Below are 18362 nucleotides of genomic sequence, written 5' to 3' on the forward strand. Positions count from 1 at the left end.
CCAGAACACCGCCGTGCGCGACCTGCGCGACCAGATGCAGTCCCTCGGCCCCGACCTGCCGTTCCCGCCCCGGCGGGAGGACCTGCAGAACCTCGTCGTCCAGCTCGACCGGGCGGGCGGCTCCCGCAACTGGCGCACGTACGCGCAGTACGAGGACGGGCCGGTGGTGCCGGGGCCGTGGGGCGGGGGCGTCGGTTCCTCGGCGGGTGGTGCGGGTGGGACGGGTGGTGCGGCCAAGGGCGGGGCTGCGGTCACCGACGGTCTGCGCAAGGCCGTACGCGAGCAGCACGCGCCGATCTTCCAGCGGGTGGACCGGGACGGGCAGCCCTGGCTGGCGATCGGCATGCCGGTGGACTTCACGGACACGGACGCGGGCGGGGGCGGGAACGGAACGGGCCGTACGGGCCCCGACGCAACCCCCTCGGCCACTCCCCAGCGGGGCAAGCCCTCCGGCCTCATCGTCTACGCCGAATTCGCCCTGGCCGACGAGAAGGCCGACATCTCCGCCCTGGTGACCGCCGCCCAGGCGGGCGCGCTGCCGGCGCTCGCGCTGGCCGTCGTTCCCGCGCTGTTCGCCGCCCGCCGTGTGCTGCGGCCGGTCCGCCGCCTGCGGGCGGCGGCCGAACGCATCACCTCCGGCGAACTGGACACCCGGCTCCCGGTGACCGGCCGCGACGAACTCGCCGACCTGACCGTCACGTTCAACGAAATGGCCCGCGCCCTGGAGAAGGACGACGCAGAACTGCGCCGTATGGAGGCCAACGCCCGGCGCTTCGCCGCCGACGTCTCGCACGAGCTGCGCACCCCGCTGGCGGCCATGTCCGCCGTGACCGAAGTCCTCGACGAGGACGCCGCCCGGCTGGACCCCGACACCGCCGACGCCGTACGCCTCATCAGCGACGAGACCACCAAGCTCGCCCGGATGGTGGAGGACCTGATAGAGGTCTCGCGCTTCGACGCGGGCGCCGCCGACCTGCACCTCGACGAGATCGACGTCGCCGTGGCGCTCCGCAAGACGCTCCAGCTGCGCGGCTGGCAGGACCAGGTCGAGACCGACCTGCCCGAGGGCCTGCGGGCCCGCTTCGACCCGCGCCGTATCGACGTGGTGGTGGCCAACCTGGTCGGCAACGCGCTGCGGCACGGCGGTACGCCGGTACGGCTGACCGCGTACGAAACGTCGGGACGCCTGCGTATCGACGTGGCCGACCAGGGCCCCGGCATCGACCCACAAGCTCTTCCCCACGTCTTCGACCGCTTCTACAAAGCCGACGCCGCCCGCGCCCGCTCCAGCGGCAGTGGCCTCGGCCTGGCCATCGCGATGGAGAACGTACGGCTGCACGGAGGCACCCTGCGCGCGGCCAACGGGCCGGACGGAGGAGCGGTGTTCACGGTGGAGGTGCCGGTGGATCCGTTGGGTGGGGCGGGGGTGGGGGCGGGGCCGGAGCCGGGCGGTGAGGGGCCGGACGTCACCGCTCCTGTATCCGGGGCCGGGGACACCGGAACAGGGGACACCGGAGCAGGGGACACCGGAGCAGGGGACACCGGAGCAGGGGACACCGGAACCGAGGACGCCAAGAACGAGGAGGGCCGCCCATGAGAAGCCCTTTCCGGCTGCCACAGACCGCCTTCCTCTGCTTGGCCCTCCTCCTCACCGGCTGCGGCATCAGCCCCACCGGTTACGTACAGGCGGGCGCCCCCGCGCAAGGCATCCCGCAGCCGGGCGCCGCCACGTACACCGCCCGCATCTTCTTCGTCTCGCCCCTCGGCATCCACGCGGCCGCCCGCCCGGCCGTCGGCCCGGTCGGACCGCAGGAAGCCCTGGACCTCCTGGTCAAGGGACCCACCGAGGCGGAGCGGGCGCGCGGGCTGGTCAGCCTGGTGCCGCCGATGCCGGGCCGGCTGACCGCCGTACCCGCGAACGGCGCGGTCAGCGTCCACCTGCCCGTGCCGGTGGCCAGGATGGAGGCGGCGGCCGTCCACCAGATCGCGTGCACCGCCGCCAACGCCGCCATCCCGGGCGGGCGCCCGGCCACCGAGGTCGACGTGCGCATGTACGAGCCGGGGAGCGGGGGCGAGCCGTGGACGGTGCGCTGTTCGAGCAACGGCATCGCCTTCCCGGCCACCGGTCCGCAAGGCTCCCGGACCTCCGCTCCCACCCCCGCCCCGGACGGCTCCGGCACCCCGCGAACGCGCTGACGCGAGCCGGTGCCCCACGGCTCCGGACGGCGCCCAAGCCCTCCCTGACCAGGGGGCTTTGTCAGTGGTCGGCACTAAAATCGGAGGCAGAAAGGAAGCAGTCCAGGGCTGCTTCCCCGCCGACCCAGGAGGTTGCCGATGGCCGTAGCCGCACCGTCCAAGAACACCGCCGCGAACACCGCCGTCACGAAGAAGACCGCGTACGGGAAGACCGCCGCGCGCCGGGTGGTCCGTCACACGCCGATGGTCAAGAAGCCGCTGCCCGCCGGTCTCCCGCGCGAGTGGTACGAAGCCCACAACCGCCGTCTGAAGGCCATGCGCCTGGCGATAGCCCTGCTCGACGGTGGTGTCTACACCCCGGAGCGGGCCCGTAACCGCACCATCCGCACCACCGCGGCCCGTATCGGAGTGCACCCGCCCTCCAACACGACCTGCCGCATGGTCCGCTCCCTGATCACTGAGAACGCCCGCTGAGCCGCCAGGCGCCGCGCCGCCGACTGCGCGCGAACACGAGCGACGACTCCAACCGACCCTGATCACACCACCTGACCTACTGGGCCTCCGCCGCCTCTGAGCGCGGCCGACCGGCCCCGGCGGCCCCTCCCGGCCCTGACCCGGGAGGGGCCACACGTCATGCCCGGCAGGCCGCTCCGCTACCGCCGCGCCGAAACCGCCTGCCGCAAGGCCACCCGGGCCGCCGAAGTCCCCAGCCCAGTAGGCCGGTCACTCCACTCACCGGGCCCGGCCGCCGCGGCCTCAGGCGCGACGGCGACCGCCTCGCCCCCGATACCCGGACCACCCCACTCTCCCCGGCCCACTCCCTTGTGCCGTCGCACATCCTCCTCGCGATACCGCCGGCACCCCTGATGCCAGGTGAGAATCCCGGACATCCAGTTCTCCAGTTCCTTCACATACCCGTCCAGCAGCGCCCGCGCCTCCGCCGACAGACCGAAGTCGTCATACAGAACCGGCAGTTCATCCGCCGCCACGTGCTGGAACTCCCGCATACGGGACGTCATGAGGTCGTGCACGATCGCGAGCGCCGTCGGATAGTCGCAGTCGAAGAAGTTCTGCACCACCAGAACCCCGTTGTGCAGTTCCCCCTCATACTCGATCTCCTTCTGATACGAGAACACGTCGTTCAGCAGCGTCGCGTAGTCGGCCGCGGCGTTCTCCAGCGAACGCATGGCCCCACTGCGATAGACCTCCTCCGGCACTCGCCGCCCATGCCCGATACGGCTCAGGCTCATCGTCATGTCGGAACCGAACGTCGCCCGCCGCATCTCGATGTAATCCACCGGGTCGGGGATGTGGTGCAGCGCCTGGTTCTCCAACTCCCAGATCCACCCGGCCGTCATCACCTCGACGCTGTCCCGGAACGACTTCCGCGCCCCGGCGTCCATCGATTCCGTCGTACGGACCCACAGATCGGCCAGCCCGCGTTCCATCGCGTTCGCCGGCTCCGGCACGGCCGCGTCGTCCTCCACCGGCATGAACGCCGAAAGCCGCGCATTGCACGCCTTCGCCCCGGCCGGATCCCGTACCGCCCCGAACACCGCGGGGTAGTAATCGTCCCCGTACGTCCCCCAGGTCAGCCACTGCGACGACAGGTCCAGCTCCTCCGGCGACGCCTCGGGATGCAGCCCGGCAGCACACAACGGGAAGTCGTAATCCTTCAGCTTCCCCTCGTCCCAGATACCCGAAAGCGGCACCCCGGCCTGCGGCCGCAGCAGCCCCATCCGCCGCGCCCATTCCACCGTGTTCACCCGCGCCCCATCGAGATGCGGGCTGAGCGTCGTCGCGAACGGCATGAAGAAATCCGGCAGCTGCGAAGGCCCCACCTTCTGATACGGCACATGCGTGAAGTTCCGCACCCGCTTCGCCCCGGTGACCGCCACAGCCTTCCGTACATCCGCCCCCGAAGTCCCCAACCCGCCGAACACAAACGGCGACCAGCTCGCACCGGCGCCCGCGTCCGCTGCCTCCCCACCCCCGTTCATGTACCGACTCGACCGCATGTGCCACTCGTGCCCGCCCGCCTGCCAGTCCTGCAACCCCTTGGCGTAAGCCAGCACGTCCGCACACTCCCGCGGACTCAGCCCCTTCTCCGCGAACAGCACCGGCAGCTCCGTCAGCACCGTGTTCTCGAACTGCTGCACCCGCGAAGTGATCAGATCATTGACGGCATCGGCAGCTTCCTGAGTCGTGCACCCCAGAAAATTCTCCAACACCAAAACTCCGTTGCTGAGTTCCCCTTCCTCCTCAATCTCCCGCTGATACGAGAACAAATCGTTCCGCAGATGCACCGCGTCCGCGAACGTGTCCCTCAGCACCCGCAACGGCCGGGCCCCGGCCACCGCCGCCGGCACCTCGGCCCCGGCGGCAAACTCCACCAGCCCCGCCGACCACGGCGCACCACCCACCTTCCGCCGCATCTCGATGTACTCGACGGGATTGGGCAACCGCCCAGCGTTGATGTTGGACAACTCCCACAACGACTCGTTCAACAAGTGCTCGGTACTCTCCCGGAACCGGGCCCGCCACCCTTCCGACATGGAAGGCACCGTCCGAGCCCACAGATCCGCCAGCCCCGCCTCCACCGGATTGGTGGGCTCCGGCACCGGCGTACTCAGCTCCATCGGCATGAACAACGGCAGCCGATCCAGGTAAGCCTTCCCGCCCACCCGGTCCTGTGTCCGCTTGAACACCTCCAAAAAGTGGTCATCAAAAAAGAAGACCCACACATACCAGTCGGTCACCAGCGACAAGACGTCAGCCGAGCAGTCCGGATGCGTATAGGCGCACAACAGCGCATAATCATGCGCATCCAAATCCCCCTCCTCCCAAACCCCCGACCCCTCCAACATCCCCATCCCCCGCGCCCACTCTTTCGAATGCCTACGGGCCGCCTCCACCCCCGCGTTCACCCGAGCCGGATACGGCAGATAAAACCCCGGCAACTCAAACGGCTGCGCCACCACGACCCGCCCTCCCGTCGTCCATCTTCCCTACCTACTGGGGGCGCTCCCCCGGACACCGCGCCCCCAGCGGCCGAGCACTACCCAGCCCGCCCGCGCGTTATCCCCCCTCTTGACACTTCGTATGAACGTGTGATTCGAGTTCATGGGACGGTCGTGTCACCGCACGTCGCGGCCCGCCGAAAGCCGGCCAATGGCATGACTCAAGAGGGGGCACCGTGACGAGTTCGATGCCATGGAAAGAACGCCTGTCCGCCGGTACCGAGGCGGTGCAGGACGACGGCCCCGAAGTCATGCGAGCACAGCTCGACCGTCTCCTCCGCGAGATCGACCCGCCCTGCGCCGCGGAGCCGTACACGGAGACACCGCCAAGGACCTCCTGCGAAAGGCCCGCTCATTCTGGAGCCGCGCTCCACTCGGGACGGACAGCTGACCGCCGGCAAGGAGGGTGCCGGCAATGCGGAGCCTCGACAAGTCGGCGAGGGCCGCTGCCCCGGTAGGGGTAGCGGCCCTCGCCGATACTACTGACTTCGACTCAGTCTCTTAGATGTCGAAGTAAAGCTCGAACTCGTGCGGGTGCGGCCGCAGCTGGATCGGGGCGATTTCTGCGGTGCGCTTGTAGTCGATCCAGGTTTCGATGAGGTCGGCGGTGAAGACGCCGCCCTGCTGGAGGTACTCGTTGTCGGCCTCAAGCGCGTCGAGGACGGCGGGGAGGGAGGTGGGGACCTGGGCGACGTTGGCGTGCTCTTCGGGGGCGAGCTCGTAGAGGTCCTTGTCGATCGGCTCGGCGGGCTCGATCTTGTTCTTGACGCCGTCCAGGCCCGCGAGGAGGAGGGCGGAGAAGGCCAGGTACGGGTTGGAGGACGGGTCCGGGGCGCGGAACTCGACGCGCTTGGCCTTCGGGTTGGAGCCGGTGATCGGGATGCGCATCGCGGCGGAGCGGTTGCGCTGCGAGTAGACCAGGTTGACCGGGGCCTCGAAGCCGGGGACCAGGCGGTGGTAGGAGTTCACCGTCGGGTTGGTGAAGGCGAGCAGCGACGGGGCGTGCTTGAGGATGCCGCCGATGTAGTAGCGGGCGGTGTCCGAGAGGCCCGCGTAGCCCTGCTCGTCGTAGAAGAGGGGCTCGCCGCCGGACCACAGGGACTGGTGGACGTGCATGCCGGAGCCGTTGTCGCCGAAGATCGGCTTGGGCATGAAGGTCGCGGTCTTGCCGTTGCGCCAGGCGACGTTCTTGACGATGTACTTGAACAGCATCAGGTCGTCGGCGGCGGCGAGGAGCGTGTTGAACTTGTAGTTGATCTCCGCCTGGCCGGCCGTGCCGACCTCGTGGTGCTGGCGCTCGACCTTCAGGCCGGCGCGGTCGAGCTCCAGGGAGATCTCGGCGCGCAGGTCGGCGAAGTGGTCGACCGGGGGAGCCGGGAAGTAGCCGCCCTTGTAGCGGACCTTGTAACCGCGGTTGTTCAGCTCGGAGCCGGTGTTCCAGGCGCCCGCCTCGGAGTCGATCTCGTAGACCGAGCGGTTGGCGGAGGTCTCGAAGCGGACCGAGTCGAAGACGTAGAACTCGGCCTCGGGGCCGAAGAACGCGGTGTCGGCGATGCCGGTGGAGGCGAGGTAGGCCTCGGCCTTCTTCGCCACGTTCCGCGGGTCACGGCTGTACTGCTCGCCGGTGATCGGGTCGTGGATGAAGAAGTTGATGTTGAGGGTCTTGTCGCGGCGGAACGGGTCCACGCGGGCGGTGGAGAGGTCGGCGCGCAGGGCCATGTCGGACTCGTGGATGGCCTGGAAACCGCGGATCGAGGAGCCGTCGAAGGCCAGCTCCTCGGTCGGGTCGAACGCCTCCGCGGGCACCGTGAAGTGCTGCATGACACCGGGCAGGTCGCAGAAGCGGACGTCGACCATCTTGACGTCCTCGTCCGCGATGAACTTCTTGGCCTCGTCGGCGTTCTGGAACATCCAACTCCTCCTAGCCCGGTCACCGACGGTCGGCGCACGCGGGATTGCTACTCGGAGCGCAGCCGTGTGCGGTGGCGCGCTTGCCCGACCATAGGCAGGCGGGATTTCCCAAGCATGACCCATTTGTTTCGCCGAGGTTAACCGCCGCGCGGCCTGTTTCCGGGGCGGAATTGATCATTCCGAGGGTGACCGGCGGGTGGCCCGCACGGAGGCGGGGGCGAGGGTGGACGGGTGGGGAGGGCCCGAACCGTACGCGGGCGTCCGGTGGCGGAGCCGTCGCAGGCCGGTTACGGGGCGGGGTGCGACGGCCGTCACGGATGCCCCGCGGAGGGGGGAACGTATGCGGTCGCAGTACCGTGGACGGGTGGACAACAGGCAAGCAATCGGATCGTGGATCTCCGGGCCCCGCGCGGCAGCCGAGGACATGGGTGTCGAGTTCGGTTACCGCGGGCAGCGGCTCGGGCTGCCCGAGGAAGGGCCGGGCTCGCTCGCGCGCCCGGGCCGGCGCTTCGCCGCCCTCTTCATCGACTGGGCGCTGTGCATGCTCGTCGCGTACGGGCTGCTCAGCGACGGCCGGGCGAACGCGACGAGCAACTGGGCGCTGGCCGTCTTCGCGGTGCTGAGCGTGCTCACGGTCGGCACGGTGGGCTTCACGCCGGGCAAGCGGCTCCTGGGCCTGCGGGTCGTCGCCGAGGACGGCGGACGGCTGTCGCTGCCGCGCGTCGTCCTGCGTACGGTCGCGCTGGTCGTGATCATCCCCGCGGTGATCTGGGACCGCGACGGCCGCGGCCTCCACGACCGCCTGGCCCGCGCGGTGCAGGTGCGGATCTGAGCCGACCGACGGCAGAGGGCGGCGGCCGTATCGCCGGGTCGGCCTCGGTTTCGTCGTGACGGCGCCGTATCGTCGTGACGGCACCGTATCGCCGTGACGGCACCGTATCGTCGGCACGGCTGCGTATCGGCGGGATGGATCGTCCGTGCAAGGGGATGCATCGTCCGTGCAAGCCCGGACGGCTTCGTAACCCCAAAACGGCTACGAAACTACTGAGGGGCCCGGGACCACAAAGGTCCCGGGCCCCTCCGCCGTTCCGGTGACGCGCTCCATCGCGTCCGCCGACGCGATGGTCAGCGCATCTTGCCGCCGCCGCCCTTGGGCATGCGCATGCCCTTCGGCATGGGGCCCTTGGGGACCGGCATGTTGCTCATCAGGTCCCCGAGGGCGCGCAGCCGGTCGTTGACCGCCGTCACCTGGGGGCCGGGCAGCGTGCGCGGCAGCTTGAGCAGGGTGGTGCGGATCTTCTTCAGCGGGATCTCGCCCTCGCCGTCACCGACCACGAAGTCGTGGACCGGGGCGTCCGCGACGATGCGGGCCATCCGCTTCTTCTCGGCGGCCAGCAGGCCGCGTACGCGGTTGGGGTTGCCCTCGCCGACGAGGACGATGCCCGCCTTGCCGACGGCGCGGTGCACGACGTCCTGCTGGCGGTTCATCGCGACCGCCGGGGTGACGGTCCAGCCGCGGCCCACGTTGTCCAGTACGGCCGCGGCCGCGCCGGGCTGGCCCTCCATCTGTCCGAAGGCGGCCCGCTCGGCACGGCGGCCGAAGATGATCGCCATCGCGAGGAAGGCCAGGACGAATCCCAGGATGCCCAGGTAGACCGGGTGCCCGATCAGGAAGCCGAGGACGAGGAGAACGCCGAATACGACGATGCCCACGCCGGCGACGACGAGACCGACCTTGGGGTCGACCCGACGGGTCATCTTGTAGGTCTGGGCGATCTGCTTCAGTCGCCCGGGGTTCGCAGCGCCCTCAGCGCTGTCTGCTTTTGCCTTCCTCGCCATGGGGCGCAGTTTACGTGGCGTTCGGGCCCTCGGTCGCCGCGGCCTCCAGTACGTGCAGGGCCTCCCGCCGGTCCCGGGCGCGACGGCGGTCCTCCAGCACCGACGTCCACGCGTTCCGGCGGGCTGTGCGCTGGCCGCCGCGCATCAGTACGGACTCGACTGCGCGCAGGGCGTCGGTGACCGACGGGATGGGGAGAGCGGCGGTGGCGCGAGCGGGCGCGGCCTGCATGACGGTTTCCCCTTCTGGAGGAATAGTGGATGCGTTCTGTGAAACCATCGTTACGGATCGGTGTTACCAACTGATGACCCCGCGGTCAAACACCGATGAAACGTTGACGCGGCCCGCACCGCCCCTGCCTGGGGTGGTGCGGGCCGCGTCGTCGCAGCGTGTGCCGGGACTCACATTCCGACCCAGGGGTCAGCGGTGCCCCATACGGGATGCGCGTCGCCGGTTCAGACGGCCTGGGCCGACTCCTCGACCTGGCGGCGCTCGATCGCCTGCTGGTACAGGCGGCCGGCGCGGTAGGAGGAGCGGACCAGCGGGCCGGACATGACGCCGGCGTAGCCGATCTCCTCGGCCTCCTCCTTGAGCTCCACGAACTCGGCGGGCTTGACCCAGCGCTCGATGGGGTGGTGGCGCACCGACGGGCGCAGGTACTGCGTGATGGTGATCAGCTCGCAGCCCGCGTCGTGCAGGTCCTGGAGCGCCTGGCTGATCTCCGCGCGCTCCTCGCCCATGCCCAGGATCAGGTTGGACTTGGTGACCAGGCCGGCCTCGCGGGCCTTGGTGATGACCTCCAGCGACCGCTCGTAGCGGAAGCCGGGGCGGATGCGCTTGAAGATGCGCGGCACCGTCTCGACGTTGTGCGCGAGCACCTCGGGGCGCGAGGAGAAGACCTCGGCGAGCTGCTCGGGGACCGCGTTGAAGTCGGGGATGAGCAGTTCGACGCCGGTGCCGGGCATCGCGGCGTGGATCTGGCGGACGGTCTCCGCGTACAGCCAGGCGCCGCCGTCCTCCAGGTCGTCACGGGCGACGCCGGTGATCGTGGCGTACTTCAGGCCCATGGTCTGTACGGACTCGGCCACCCGCCGCGGCTCGTCGCGGTCCAGTTCCTGCGGCTTGCCCGTGTCGATCTGGCAGAAGTCGCAGCGCCGGGTGCACTGGTCGCCGCCGATCAGGAAGGTGGCCTCGCGGTCCTCCCAGCATTCGTAGATGTTGGGACAGCCCGCCTCCTGGCAGACCGTGTGCAGGCCTTCCTTCTTGACCAGGCCCTGCAGGTGGTTGTACTCGGGGCCCATTTTCGCCCGGGTCTTGATCCACTCGGGCTTGCGCTCGATGGGGGTCTGGCTGTTCCGGACCTCCAGGCGCAACATCTTGCGTCCGTCGGGTGCGACAGCGGACACGTCCGGCTCCCTACGACTTCGTTTCTTCGGCGTACACCAGGGTACGCCCGTCAATTCGCACGTCTTTACGTGCACGGCAACCCCGTATGGCAGGGGCGCATTCCTCGCGGTCGGTTCCGGCGGCCCTACGGGGGTGCCACCGGCCGGCGAACCGGGTCAGACCGCCCGGGGGAGCAGCACGGCATTCTCCAGCACGTCGCGCAGATGCTTCTCGACGACCGGCAGGACGTCGGGGATGGTGATCTCCCGGCCCAGCTCGTCGGCGAGCGAGGCCACCCCGGCGTCGCGGATGCCGCACGGGACGATCTTGTCGAACGAGGTGGTGTCCGGATTCACGTTGAGCGAGAAGCCGTGCATCGTGACGCCCTTGGCGACGCGGATGCCGATCGCGGCCAGCTTGCGGTCCTCGCGGCGCTGGCCGGCGTTGGAGGGGGCGTACTCCGGGCCGTTCAGCCGCGGGTCGAACTCCTCGTCGGCCGTACGCGGGTCGAAGTCGAGGGACAGGCCGCCCAGCGACGGGCGGTCGGCGACCGGGTCGCCCAGCACCCAGACACCGCTGCGGCCCTCGATCCGGGTGGTCTCCAGGCCGAACTCGGCACAGGCGCGGATCAGGGCCTCTTCGAGGCGGCGTACGTGCGCGACGACGTCGACCGGACGCGGGAGCTTCTGGATCGGGTAGCCGACCAGCTGGCCGGGGCCGTGCCAGGTGATCTTGCCGCCGCGGTCGACGTCGATCACCGGAGTGCCGTCCAGGGGGCGCTCGCTGTCCTCCGTACGCCGGCCTGCCGTGTAGACGGGCTGGTGCTCCAGCAGCAGGCAGGTGTCCGGGATCTCGTCGGCGAACCGGGCGGCGTGGACCCTGCGCTGCTCCTGCCACGCCTCCTCGTAATCGACGGCGTGGGCGCCGAAGCCCAGATGGACAAAGCGCAGCCCCTCGGGTGCGGGGGTGTCCCCCCGAGAGATCGCAGTCACGGCAGCTCCTCTTCGAACTTTGTTGAGTCCTTCGCGCCCACGCCAACTGTACGGCGGGGGCGGACGGTGCCCGCAGGCGCCCGGGGCGGGGGACCGGCGCGCGGGCGCGCGGGGGTGTTCCGGGAGCCCCGGGCGTGCTTCGGAGGGCCGCCCGTGCGAGGTCCGGCCGAAGCCCTTGCGCAGGCGCGGAGAGCAGTACGAGCCCTGCTCACACGATCGGATGAACGCGTGGCGAAGGCGGCCGGAAAGCCGCCCGGGGCCGTTACATTCACGCCGTTCCACGAGGGCAGGGAGCAGCGCCGGTCAGGGTCCGCCGAACCCGGGCAGCTCGGCCCGGAAGGCAGGAGACCGGTAAAGCTGATGACGGACCGACCCCCCCAGCGCACGCCCAACCGACAGCTCGCCGCGCTCATCGCGGAGGCGGGATTTTCCAACGCCGGGCTGGCCCGCCGGGTCGACCAGCTCGGCCTGGAGCACGGGCTCGACCTCCGCTACGACAAGACGTCGGTCACGCGCTGGCTACGCGGGCAACAGCCCAGAGGCACCACGCCCGCCCTGATCGCCGAAGTCTTCACCCGCAGGCTGGGCCGTCGGCTGTCGGCCCAGGACCTGGGCCTGGACGCCTGCGCGCCGGTGTACGCCGGGCTCGAATTCGCGGCCACGCCGAGCGAGGCGGTGGACATCGTCAGCGGCCTGTGGCGCAAGGACTCCGGCAGCCACGCGGAGCTGCGGAAGATCGCCTTCACCCCGGCCGGGCTGGTGGTGCCCAGCCGGGACTGGCTGATCGGACGGGCCGACGAGCGGGTCGCGCACGGTGACGCGGCGGAGCCCGCGGGCCGGCTGTCCGCGCCCGGCCGGATGCAGGTGTCGGTGCCCCGGCAGCGGCAGACGGAGCGCCCCGGCCACGACCGCCCGGGCCACGAACGGCCCGGGCACGAGCGCCCCGGCCATCCCGAGCGGGCCGGGCGCACGGAGCGTCCCGAGCGCGCGGAGCGCTCGGACCGGGCGCACGCCTACCGGGTGTCCGCCGGGGACATCAAGGCGCTCCGGTCGGTCGGCGAGCTGTTCCGCGCGCTGGACCACGCGTACGGCGGCGGGCACGCGCGCCAGGCCCTGGTGCGCTACCTGGAGCACGAGGTGGAGCCGATGCTGCGCGGCACGTACGGCGAGGCGGCCGGGCGCCGGCTGTTCGCGGCCGCCGCCGACCTGACGCGGCTGGCCGGCTGGACGTCGTACGACATCGCCGCGCACGGCCTGGCCCAGCGGTACTTCGTCCAGGCGCTGCGGCTGGCGCAGGCCGCCGGGGACCGCGCGTACGGCGCGTACGTCCTGGTGACCATGAGCCGGCAGGCCGTCTACCTGGGGCACGGCCGGGAGGCCGTCCAGCTGGCGCGGGTGGCCCAGCAGGGGGTCGGCAGCAACGCGCCGCCCGTCGTACAGGCCCTGCTGCACGCGGCGGAGGCGCGCGGGCACGGCGTACTGACCGAGGTACGGGCGTGCACGGCCTCGCTCGCGCGGGCGGAACGGGCGCTGGAGACGGCGCGCCCCGGGGACGACACGCCGTACTGGGCGCGCTTCTTCGACGAGGCGCAGCTCGCCGACGAACTGGCGCACTGCCACCGCGACCTCCAGCAGTTCCGGGCGGCGGCGCAGCACGCGGAGCGCTCGCTCCAGCTGCGCGGCGCCGGGTTCGCGCGCAGCCGCCTGTTCTGCCGGGTGGTGCTGGCGACGGCGCGGCTGGGCCTGGGCGAGCTGGAGCAGGCGTGCGCGCTGGGCGCGGAAGCGGCGCTCCAGGCGTCCGAGATGCGGTCCGTACGGGCGCACGAGTACGTCCGCGAGTTCGAGCGCCGGCTGGAGCCGTACCGGGACGCGGCGGCGGTACGCGGGTACCGCGACCGGGTCGCGGCGATGAAGACGTGACGGAGGACGGCTGACGGGCTCAAGGACGGCCGACTGCCCGGGAGACGGCTGACGGGCCCGGGTACGGCTGACGGACTCGGTACGGCGGGCGGGGCGCGGCGGGTCGGCCCCGCCCGTCCGCACGTCAGGCGGCGGCCGAGAGTTCGCAGGGTTCGTGGAACGGGGGCAGGCGCAGGTCGTCGAGGGCCGCGCGGGCGGCCCGGCGGCCGGAGCGCAGGGCGCCCTGCACGGTGCCGGTGTCCCGGTGGTCGCCGCACACGTACAGCCCGGCCAGCAGCCGGACGGAGCGGTGCGGATCGTCCGGTACGGGCATGGCCGGGACCGCCTCCGGGTCGTGGTGGACGGCCAGCAGATCCCAGGTGTCGGTGGACGTGCCGTAGATCCGGTCGAGTTGGGGGCGGACCGTCTTGTCCAGTGCGCGGGCGGGCAGGGTCGCGGGTGCGCCCAGCACGGTCGTGGTGACCAGGGCACGGCCCGCCGGGGCGCGGGACGGGTCGGCCTCGCTGGCGACGAAGGTGTGCGCGACCGGGCCTTCGGAGGGCAGGAAGAGCACCGGTTCGCGGGCCGGGGGACTGTCAGTGGTGTGGTGCACGATGGACACCGGGTGGAAGTCGGGGACCCGCAGTCCCGGCAGCAGCCCTGCCGCATCGCGCGCGCCGGTGGCCACGAGCGCGGCACGGCAGGGGAATTGCCCGTGGGCGGCGGTGCCGACGCTGGTGGTCGAGACCGAGACGGCGCGTACGGAGGTGCGTACGGTCCCGGGGGGAAGGGAGGTGGCGAGGAGTTCGGGCAGCGCCGAGGCGCCGCCGACGGGCAGGCACAGCCGTCCGCGGGCAAAGGAGCGCAGGGCCAGGGCGGCGTTGCGGCTGGAGCCGGTGAGCCCGGGATCGCACAGGAGGGCGGTCAGAAGGGGGCGGAGGAACCCGTCGGGGACGTACGGCGGGAAGACCGGGCGGGCCGCCAGCGCTTGGGCGGTGGAACGGTCGGCACGTCGTTCGGCGCGCGAAAGGGCGCGCGCGGCCGAAAGTGCGCCCCTCGTGCACCGGGGGGCACCGACGCGCTGGTTCCGCCGGCCGTTGTGGAGGCACAGCCCGGGGGCGAGGTGACGCAGGGCCAGGCCGCTGAGACCGGGGGTGGTGCGGAGTTCGGGGTACGAGGTGACGAGTAGTTGGCCGGTGCGGTCCAGCCGGAAGCCGTCCAGGTGATCGGTGGTGGTCCGGCCGCCGACGTACGGTGCGGCCTCCAGCACGGTGACCGTGGCTCCCGCGCTGGTCAGGTGGTGGGCGGCGGCGAGACCGGCGAGGCCGGACCCGACGATGACGACGTCCACGGTCGATGCGGTGCGCAGCACGTGCCCTCCCGAGGTCGGTCCCGGTGCCGGCGCTACGGGGCTCCTGCCCGGTACCGGCGCGCGGGATGCCGAGTTCGTGAGGTTGGAACGTTAAGAACGGGCCCGCGGCCGGAGGGATCGCGCGTAGACCGCGCACGGATGCACGGTGCGGCACGCGGTGCCGTGCACCGCCGTCCGTGGGAGGCGCGGAGCCGCGGTGGCCCACGGCGGCGGGTGAGGTGGCACGGAGTGCGGTGCGCCGGGGGCGCGGGGGCGTGGGGCGTGGGAGTACGGGGCGCGGAGCGCGGTCGGCCGGTGGCGGGTCGGCCCGGGGTCCGCCGCGGTCGCGCACAGCCAGGCGAACGGCCCGCATGCCGTGCCGGATCGCGCCCGCACTCCGTACCGGATCGCGCCCGCACTCCGTACCGGATCACGCTCGGTACGGAACCCCGCTCCGGGTCCCCGTACCGCCCCCGTACTTCCGGATCACGCCCCGAGCGCCGCCCGGATCGCCTCGTCCACCTTCGGGTGGGCGAAGGTGAAGCCGGAGTCCAGGAGGCGTCGGGGGATGACGCGCTGGCTGGCCAGGACGTTGTCGGCGAACTGGCCCAGGGCGAGCCGCAGGGCCGGGGCCGGTGCGGGGAAGGGGGTGGGGCGGTGCAGAACGCGGCCCATCGCCGCGGTGACCTCGCGGTTGGTGACCGGCTCGGGCGCGGTGAGGTTGACCGGCCCGCTCAGGCCGTCGGTGTCGATCAGGTGCCGGAGGGCGGCGATGTGGTCGTGCAGGGAGATGAAGCTCCAGTACTGGCGGCCGTCGCCCAGCCGGCCGCCCAGGCCCAGTTTGAAGAGGGGGAACAGCCGTCCCCAGGCGCCGCCCTGGCGCCCCACGACCAGCCCGGTGCGCGCGAAGACCGTACGGATACCGGCTTCGACCGCCGGTGCGGCGGCCTCCTCCCAGTCCACGCAGACCCGGGCCAGGAAGTCGTCGCCGGGCGGCGCGGACTCGTCCGTCCGCCGGTCGCCGGTGTCGCCGTAGAAACCGATGGCGCTGCCGCAGACGAAGACCCGCGGCGGGGTGTCCAGGGAGGCGATGGCCTCGGCGAGCGCCGCCGTGCCCAGGACGCGGCTGTCCCGGATCTCGCGCTTGTACGCGTCGGTCCAGCGGTGATCGCCGACGCCCGCGCCCGCGAGGTGCACCACGGCGTCGCAGCCGGCGAGCCCGGCGGCGTCCACGGTCTGGCGCTTGGGGTCCCAGCGCACCTCGTCGGCGGCGCGGGGCGCGTGCCGTACGAGCCGGACGATCTCGTGCCTGCCGGTGCCAGTGCCAGTGCCAGTGTCGGTGTCAGTACCAGTGCCGGAACCGATGCCGGTGCCGGAACCGATGCCGGTGCCGGCGGCGGTGCCGTCCGACAGCCGGTCGGGGCTCCCCGCGCGCAGGGAGCCGACGAGTGCCGTACCGATGAGACCGGCCGAGCCGGTGATCGCGATCCGCATGGCAGCCATACTGCCCCCGGCGACGGACACATGACACAGTGGCACGCATGTCCGAATCGTTCGTACGTACCGCCGTCCTGGCCGACGAGGAGCCGCTCGCGGTACTGGACCGCCGTACGTGGTCCACGCTGCACGCGGTCACGCCCCGGCCGCAGCCCCCGTACGACCGGTTCTTCGACGACCGGCACCGCCCCGAGGACCTGCTCGTGGCGGAGATCGCGGGCCGGCTGGCCGGCTACATCCGGCTGGTGCCGCCGACGCCGCTGCCCTGCAACGCCCACGTACGCCAGATCCAGGGCCTGGCCGTGGACACCTGGGCGCGCGGCCGGGGCGTCGCCCGGGCCCTGCTGGACGCGGCCTGCGCGCGGGCGCTGGACGAAGGGGCCCGCCGCGTCACCCTGCGCGTCCTCGGGCACAACACCCCGGCCCGCCGCCTCTACGAGTCGGCGGGCTTCTCGGTGGAGGGCGTGCTGCCGGGGGAGTTCCTGCTGGAGGGCAAGTACGTGGACGACGTGATGATGGGCAAGGTGCTGGTCTGAAGGCGGCGCCCGGAAAGGTCCGCCCCGTGCTCCCGGCCCCGTGCCCCTAGCCCCGTAACTCCTTCCCCCCGTACCCCCGCCCCCGGCCCCCTCAGGTCCCGAACCGGTCCCACAGCCGGGGGAGACGTTCCGCCAGGGCGCGGTCGTCGTCGTTGTCGATATAGGTGCCGAGCGGTTCGGGCGGCTGGGCCGGGAGCCCGAGGTCCGGCATCTCGACGCCGGTGAGCTGTTCGTACGCCTCGTCCGCCGCGTAACCCAGCTCCTCCGCGTCGCCGTCCACCTCCTCGTCGAACGTGTCCAGCAGGTCGGCGAGGTTGTCCGGATCGTGCAGCGCGCCCTCGAAGATCTCCCGGCCCTGGCCGATCAGCCAGCAGCGGAAGTAGTCGAAGGCGTCGTCGCTCGCGCCGCCCAGCAGCAGCGCGGCGGCGGCCCACAGGTCCCAGGTGTACGCGCGGTTGTAGCGCGACTCGAAGTACCGGGCGAAGTCCATCACGGAGTCCGGATCGAGGGCCACCAGCCGCTCGACGAGCGCGTCCGCCTGCTCCTCGGGGTCGCCCTCGGCGGCCTCGCGGGAGCTGTCGATCAGCTGCCAGAACTCCGTCTCGTCCATCACGGGTCCAGCATCGTTCCTGCCGCGCGGCGCCGCACGTGGACTGGTGCAGATGCGACGGTGTCGTTATCCACATCCGATCGCGCGAAGCAAAGAAGAAAGCAGACACAAGGTGTCGGGATTCGGCGCGAGGCTCGGACCATGCGAGAAGAAGACACCATGGCCGGGGCAGGCACCCGGCGAGGACCGCTGACCGGGAAGGTGGCCCTGGTCGCCGGGGCCACCAGGGGCGCGGGCCGGGCGATGGCGGTGGAGCTGGGCCGGGCCGGCGCCACCGTCTACGTCACCGGCCGTACGACCCGGCAGCACATCAGCGAGGTCGGCCGGCCGACCGAGACGATCGAGGAGACCGCCGAGCTGGTGACGGCGGCCGGAGCGCCGGCCGGAGGCACCGGCGTGGCCGTACCGACGGACCACCTCGACCCGGCGGCGGTACGGGCCCTGACCGAACGCGTCGACCGGGAGCAGGGGCGGCTGGACATCCTGGTCAACGACCTGTGGGGCGGTGATGTGCATGTCGAGTGGGGCAAGAAGATGTGGGAGCACGACCTGGACAAAGGGCTGCGTGTCCTGCGGCTCGGGGTGGAGAGCCACATCGTCACCAGCAGTTGCGCGCTGCCGCTGCTGATCCGCCGGCCCGGCGGGCTGGTGGTGGAGGTGACGGACGGTACGGCGGAGTTCAACCGGCGTTACCGGGAGCCGTTCTACTACGACCTGGCCAAGAGCGCGCCGATCAGGATGGCGAAGGGGCTCGCCGAGGAACTGCCGGAGTACGGCTGCACGGCGGTGTGCGTAACACCGGGCTGGTTGCGTTCGGAAGCCATGCTGGACACGTACTTCAAGGTCACCGAGGAGAACTGGCGGGCGGGCTGCGCGCAGAATCCGCACTTCGCGATCTCGGAGACGCCGGTGTTCGTCGGCCGGGCGGTGGCGGCGCTGGCCGCCGACCCGGAGGTGGCGCGCTTCAACGGGCAGGCGCTCTCCAGCGGCGGCCTGGCGAAGGAGTACGGCTTCACGGACGTGGACGGCTCGGCGCCGGACGCCTGGCGCTACATCACCGAGGTCGAGCAGGAGGGGAAGCCGGCGGACACGACCGGGTACCGATAGGTGGCTCGGTGGACGTGACC

General features: G+C 71.6%; 16 protein-coding genes. 7 read left to right on the forward strand and 9 right to left on the reverse strand.

The window, feature by feature from the left end; translation table 11 throughout:
* Positions 1-34 precede the first annotated feature (34 nt).
* The 3 genes from CP973_RS10450 to CP973_RS10460 all read left to right on the forward strand — a co-directional run bounded on the left by CP973_RS10450 (position 35) and on the right by CP973_RS10460 (position 2670).
* Positions 35-1597: a sensor histidine kinase gene (locus tag CP973_RS10450; RefSeq protein WP_425281998.1), complete on the forward strand. Its 1563-nt coding sequence runs from the start codon at positions 35-37 to the stop codon at positions 1595-1597.
* Positions 1594-2196 carry a hypothetical protein gene (locus CP973_RS10455; protein ID WP_150239573.1) on the forward strand — a complete coding sequence of 201 codons (603 nt, stop codon included), beginning with the start codon at positions 1594-1596 and terminating at the stop codon, positions 2194-2196. Before CP973_RS10450 ends, CP973_RS10455 begins: the two co-directional genes overlap by 4 nt.
* 138 nt (positions 2197-2334) lie before the next feature.
* Positions 2335-2670 carry a hypothetical protein gene (locus tag CP973_RS10460; protein ID WP_425281949.1) on the forward strand — a complete coding sequence of 112 codons (336 nt, stop codon included), beginning with the start codon at positions 2335-2337 and terminating at the stop codon, positions 2668-2670.
* A gap of 179 nt (positions 2671-2849) precedes the next feature.
* Here the strand turns inward: CP973_RS10460 and CP973_RS10465 are convergent, their stop codons facing one another.
* Together CP973_RS10465 and glnA are read right to left on the reverse strand one after the other, a co-directional pair.
* Positions 2850-5174: a terpene synthase family protein gene (locus tag CP973_RS10465; RefSeq protein ID WP_150243412.1), complete on the reverse strand. Its 2325-nt coding sequence runs from the start codon at positions 5172-5174 to the stop codon at positions 2850-2852.
* Positions 5175-5717: 543 nt separating this feature from the next.
* Positions 5718-7127 carry a type I glutamate--ammonia ligase gene (gene glnA, locus CP973_RS10475; RefSeq protein ID WP_030604301.1) on the reverse strand — a complete coding sequence of 470 codons (1410 nt, stop codon included), beginning with the start codon at positions 7125-7127 and terminating at the stop codon, positions 5718-5720.
* 364 nt (positions 7128-7491) lie between these two features.
* Between glnA and CP973_RS10480 the strand changes: the two genes are divergently transcribed.
* Positions 7492-7959 carry an RDD family protein gene (locus CP973_RS10480; protein WP_150239577.1) on the forward strand — a complete coding sequence of 156 codons (468 nt, stop codon included), beginning with the start codon at positions 7492-7494 and terminating at the stop codon, positions 7957-7959.
* 293 nt (positions 7960-8252) lie between these two features.
* On the opposite strand, the gene CP973_RS10485 is transcribed toward CP973_RS10480, so the two are convergent.
* The 4 genes from CP973_RS10485 to lipB all read right to left on the reverse strand — a co-directional run bounded on the left by CP973_RS10485 (position 8253) and on the right by lipB (position 11342).
* Positions 8253-8966 carry a DUF4191 domain-containing protein gene (locus CP973_RS10485; protein WP_150239579.1) on the reverse strand — a complete coding sequence of 238 codons (714 nt, stop codon included), beginning with the start codon at positions 8964-8966 and terminating at the stop codon, positions 8253-8255.
* A gap of 10 nt (positions 8967-8976) precedes the next feature.
* A complete protein-coding gene (locus CP973_RS10490) occupies positions 8977-9195 on the reverse strand; it encodes an SCO2195 family GlnR-regulated protein (protein ID WP_150239581.1) in 219 nt (72 codons plus the stop codon).
* A 224-nt stretch (positions 9196-9419) separates the two neighbouring features.
* Positions 9420-10370 carry a lipoyl synthase gene (gene lipA, locus CP973_RS10495; RefSeq protein ID WP_003983438.1) on the reverse strand — a complete coding sequence of 317 codons (951 nt, stop codon included), beginning with the start codon at positions 10368-10370 and terminating at the stop codon, positions 9420-9422.
* 156 nt (positions 10371-10526) lie between these two features.
* Positions 10527-11342, reverse strand: a complete 816-nt coding sequence (gene lipB, locus CP973_RS10500) for a lipoyl(octanoyl) transferase LipB (RefSeq protein WP_150239583.1) — start codon at positions 11340-11342, stop codon at positions 10527-10529.
* A 360-nt stretch (positions 11343-11702) separates the two neighbouring features.
* Between lipB and CP973_RS10505 the strand changes: the two genes are divergently transcribed.
* Entirely contained in the window at positions 11703-13262 is a 1560-nt protein-coding gene (locus CP973_RS10505) for an NsdA family TPR-like regulatory protein (RefSeq protein WP_150239585.1), read from the forward strand.
* A gap of 124 nt (positions 13263-13386) precedes the next feature.
* Here the strand turns inward: CP973_RS10505 and CP973_RS10510 are convergent, their stop codons facing one another.
* Complete coding sequence (locus CP973_RS10510; RefSeq protein ID WP_150239587.1) at positions 13387-14613, reverse strand: FAD-dependent oxidoreductase; 1227 nt, start codon at positions 14611-14613, stop codon at positions 13387-13389.
* A 465-nt stretch (positions 14614-15078) separates the two neighbouring features.
* Positions 15079-16095, reverse strand: a complete 1017-nt coding sequence (locus CP973_RS10520; RefSeq protein WP_425281950.1) for a TIGR01777 family oxidoreductase — start codon at positions 16093-16095, stop codon at positions 15079-15081.
* 38 nt (positions 16096-16133) lie between these two features.
* Between CP973_RS10520 and CP973_RS10525 the strand changes: the two genes are divergently transcribed.
* Complete coding sequence (locus CP973_RS10525; protein ID WP_208853165.1) at positions 16134-16625, forward strand: GNAT family N-acetyltransferase; 492 nt, start codon at positions 16134-16136, stop codon at positions 16623-16625.
* Positions 16626-16716: 91 nt separating this feature from the next.
* On the opposite strand, the gene CP973_RS10530 is transcribed toward CP973_RS10525, so the two are convergent.
* Complete coding sequence (locus CP973_RS10530; protein ID WP_150243414.1) at positions 16717-17235, reverse strand: DUF4240 domain-containing protein; 519 nt, start codon at positions 17233-17235, stop codon at positions 16717-16719.
* Between the two features lie 141 nt (positions 17236-17376).
* Between CP973_RS10530 and CP973_RS10535 the strand changes: the two genes are divergently transcribed.
* The gene (locus CP973_RS10535; protein WP_244409372.1) at positions 17377-18342 is read left to right on the forward strand and encodes an SDR family oxidoreductase; all 966 of its coding nucleotides are present in this window, start codon (positions 17377-17379) and stop codon (positions 18340-18342) included.
* The last annotated feature ends 20 nt before the right edge of the window (positions 18343-18362 follow it).

This window comes from Streptomyces albofaciens JCM 4342, from assembly GCF_008634025.1.
GTDB classification, from domain to species: domain Bacteria; phylum Actinomycetota; class Actinomycetes; order Streptomycetales; family Streptomycetaceae; genus Streptomyces; species Streptomyces albofaciens.

Coding starts and splice junctions, on each gene's coding strand:
- CP973_RS10450 (WP_425281998.1), top strand. CDS start 35: ATGCAGTCCCTCGGCCCCGACCTGCCGTTCCCGCCCCGGCGGGAGGAC.
- CP973_RS10455 (WP_150239573.1), top strand. CDS start 1,594: ATGAGAAGCCCTTTCCGGCTGCCACAGACCGCCTTCCTCTGCTTGGCC.
- CP973_RS10460 (WP_425281949.1), top strand. CDS start 2,335: ATGGCCGTAGCCGCACCGTCCAAGAACACCGCCGCGAACACCGCCGTC.
- glnA (WP_030604301.1), bottom strand. CDS start 7,127: ATGTTCCAGAACGCCGACGAGGCCAAGAAGTTCATCGCGGACGAGGAC.
- CP973_RS10485 (WP_150239579.1), bottom strand. CDS start 8,966: ATGGCGAGGAAGGCAAAAGCAGACAGCGCTGAGGGCGCTGCGAACCCC.
- CP973_RS10490 (WP_150239581.1), bottom strand. CDS start 9,195: ATGCAGGCCGCGCCCGCTCGCGCCACCGCCGCTCTCCCCATCCCGTCG.
- CP973_RS10505 (WP_150239585.1), top strand. CDS start 11,703: ATGACGGACCGACCCCCCCAGCGCACGCCCAACCGACAGCTCGCCGCG.
- CP973_RS10520 (WP_425281950.1), bottom strand. CDS start 16,095: ATGGCTGCCATGCGGATCGCGATCACCGGCTCGGCCGGTCTCATCGGT.
- CP973_RS10525 (WP_208853165.1), top strand. CDS start 16,134: ATGTCCGAATCGTTCGTACGTACCGCCGTCCTGGCCGACGAGGAGCCG.
- CP973_RS10530 (WP_150243414.1), bottom strand. CDS start 17,235: ATGGACGAGACGGAGTTCTGGCAGCTGATCGACAGCTCCCGCGAGGCC.
- CP973_RS10535 (WP_244409372.1), top strand. CDS start 17,377: ATGCGAGAAGAAGACACCATGGCCGGGGCAGGCACCCGGCGAGGACCG.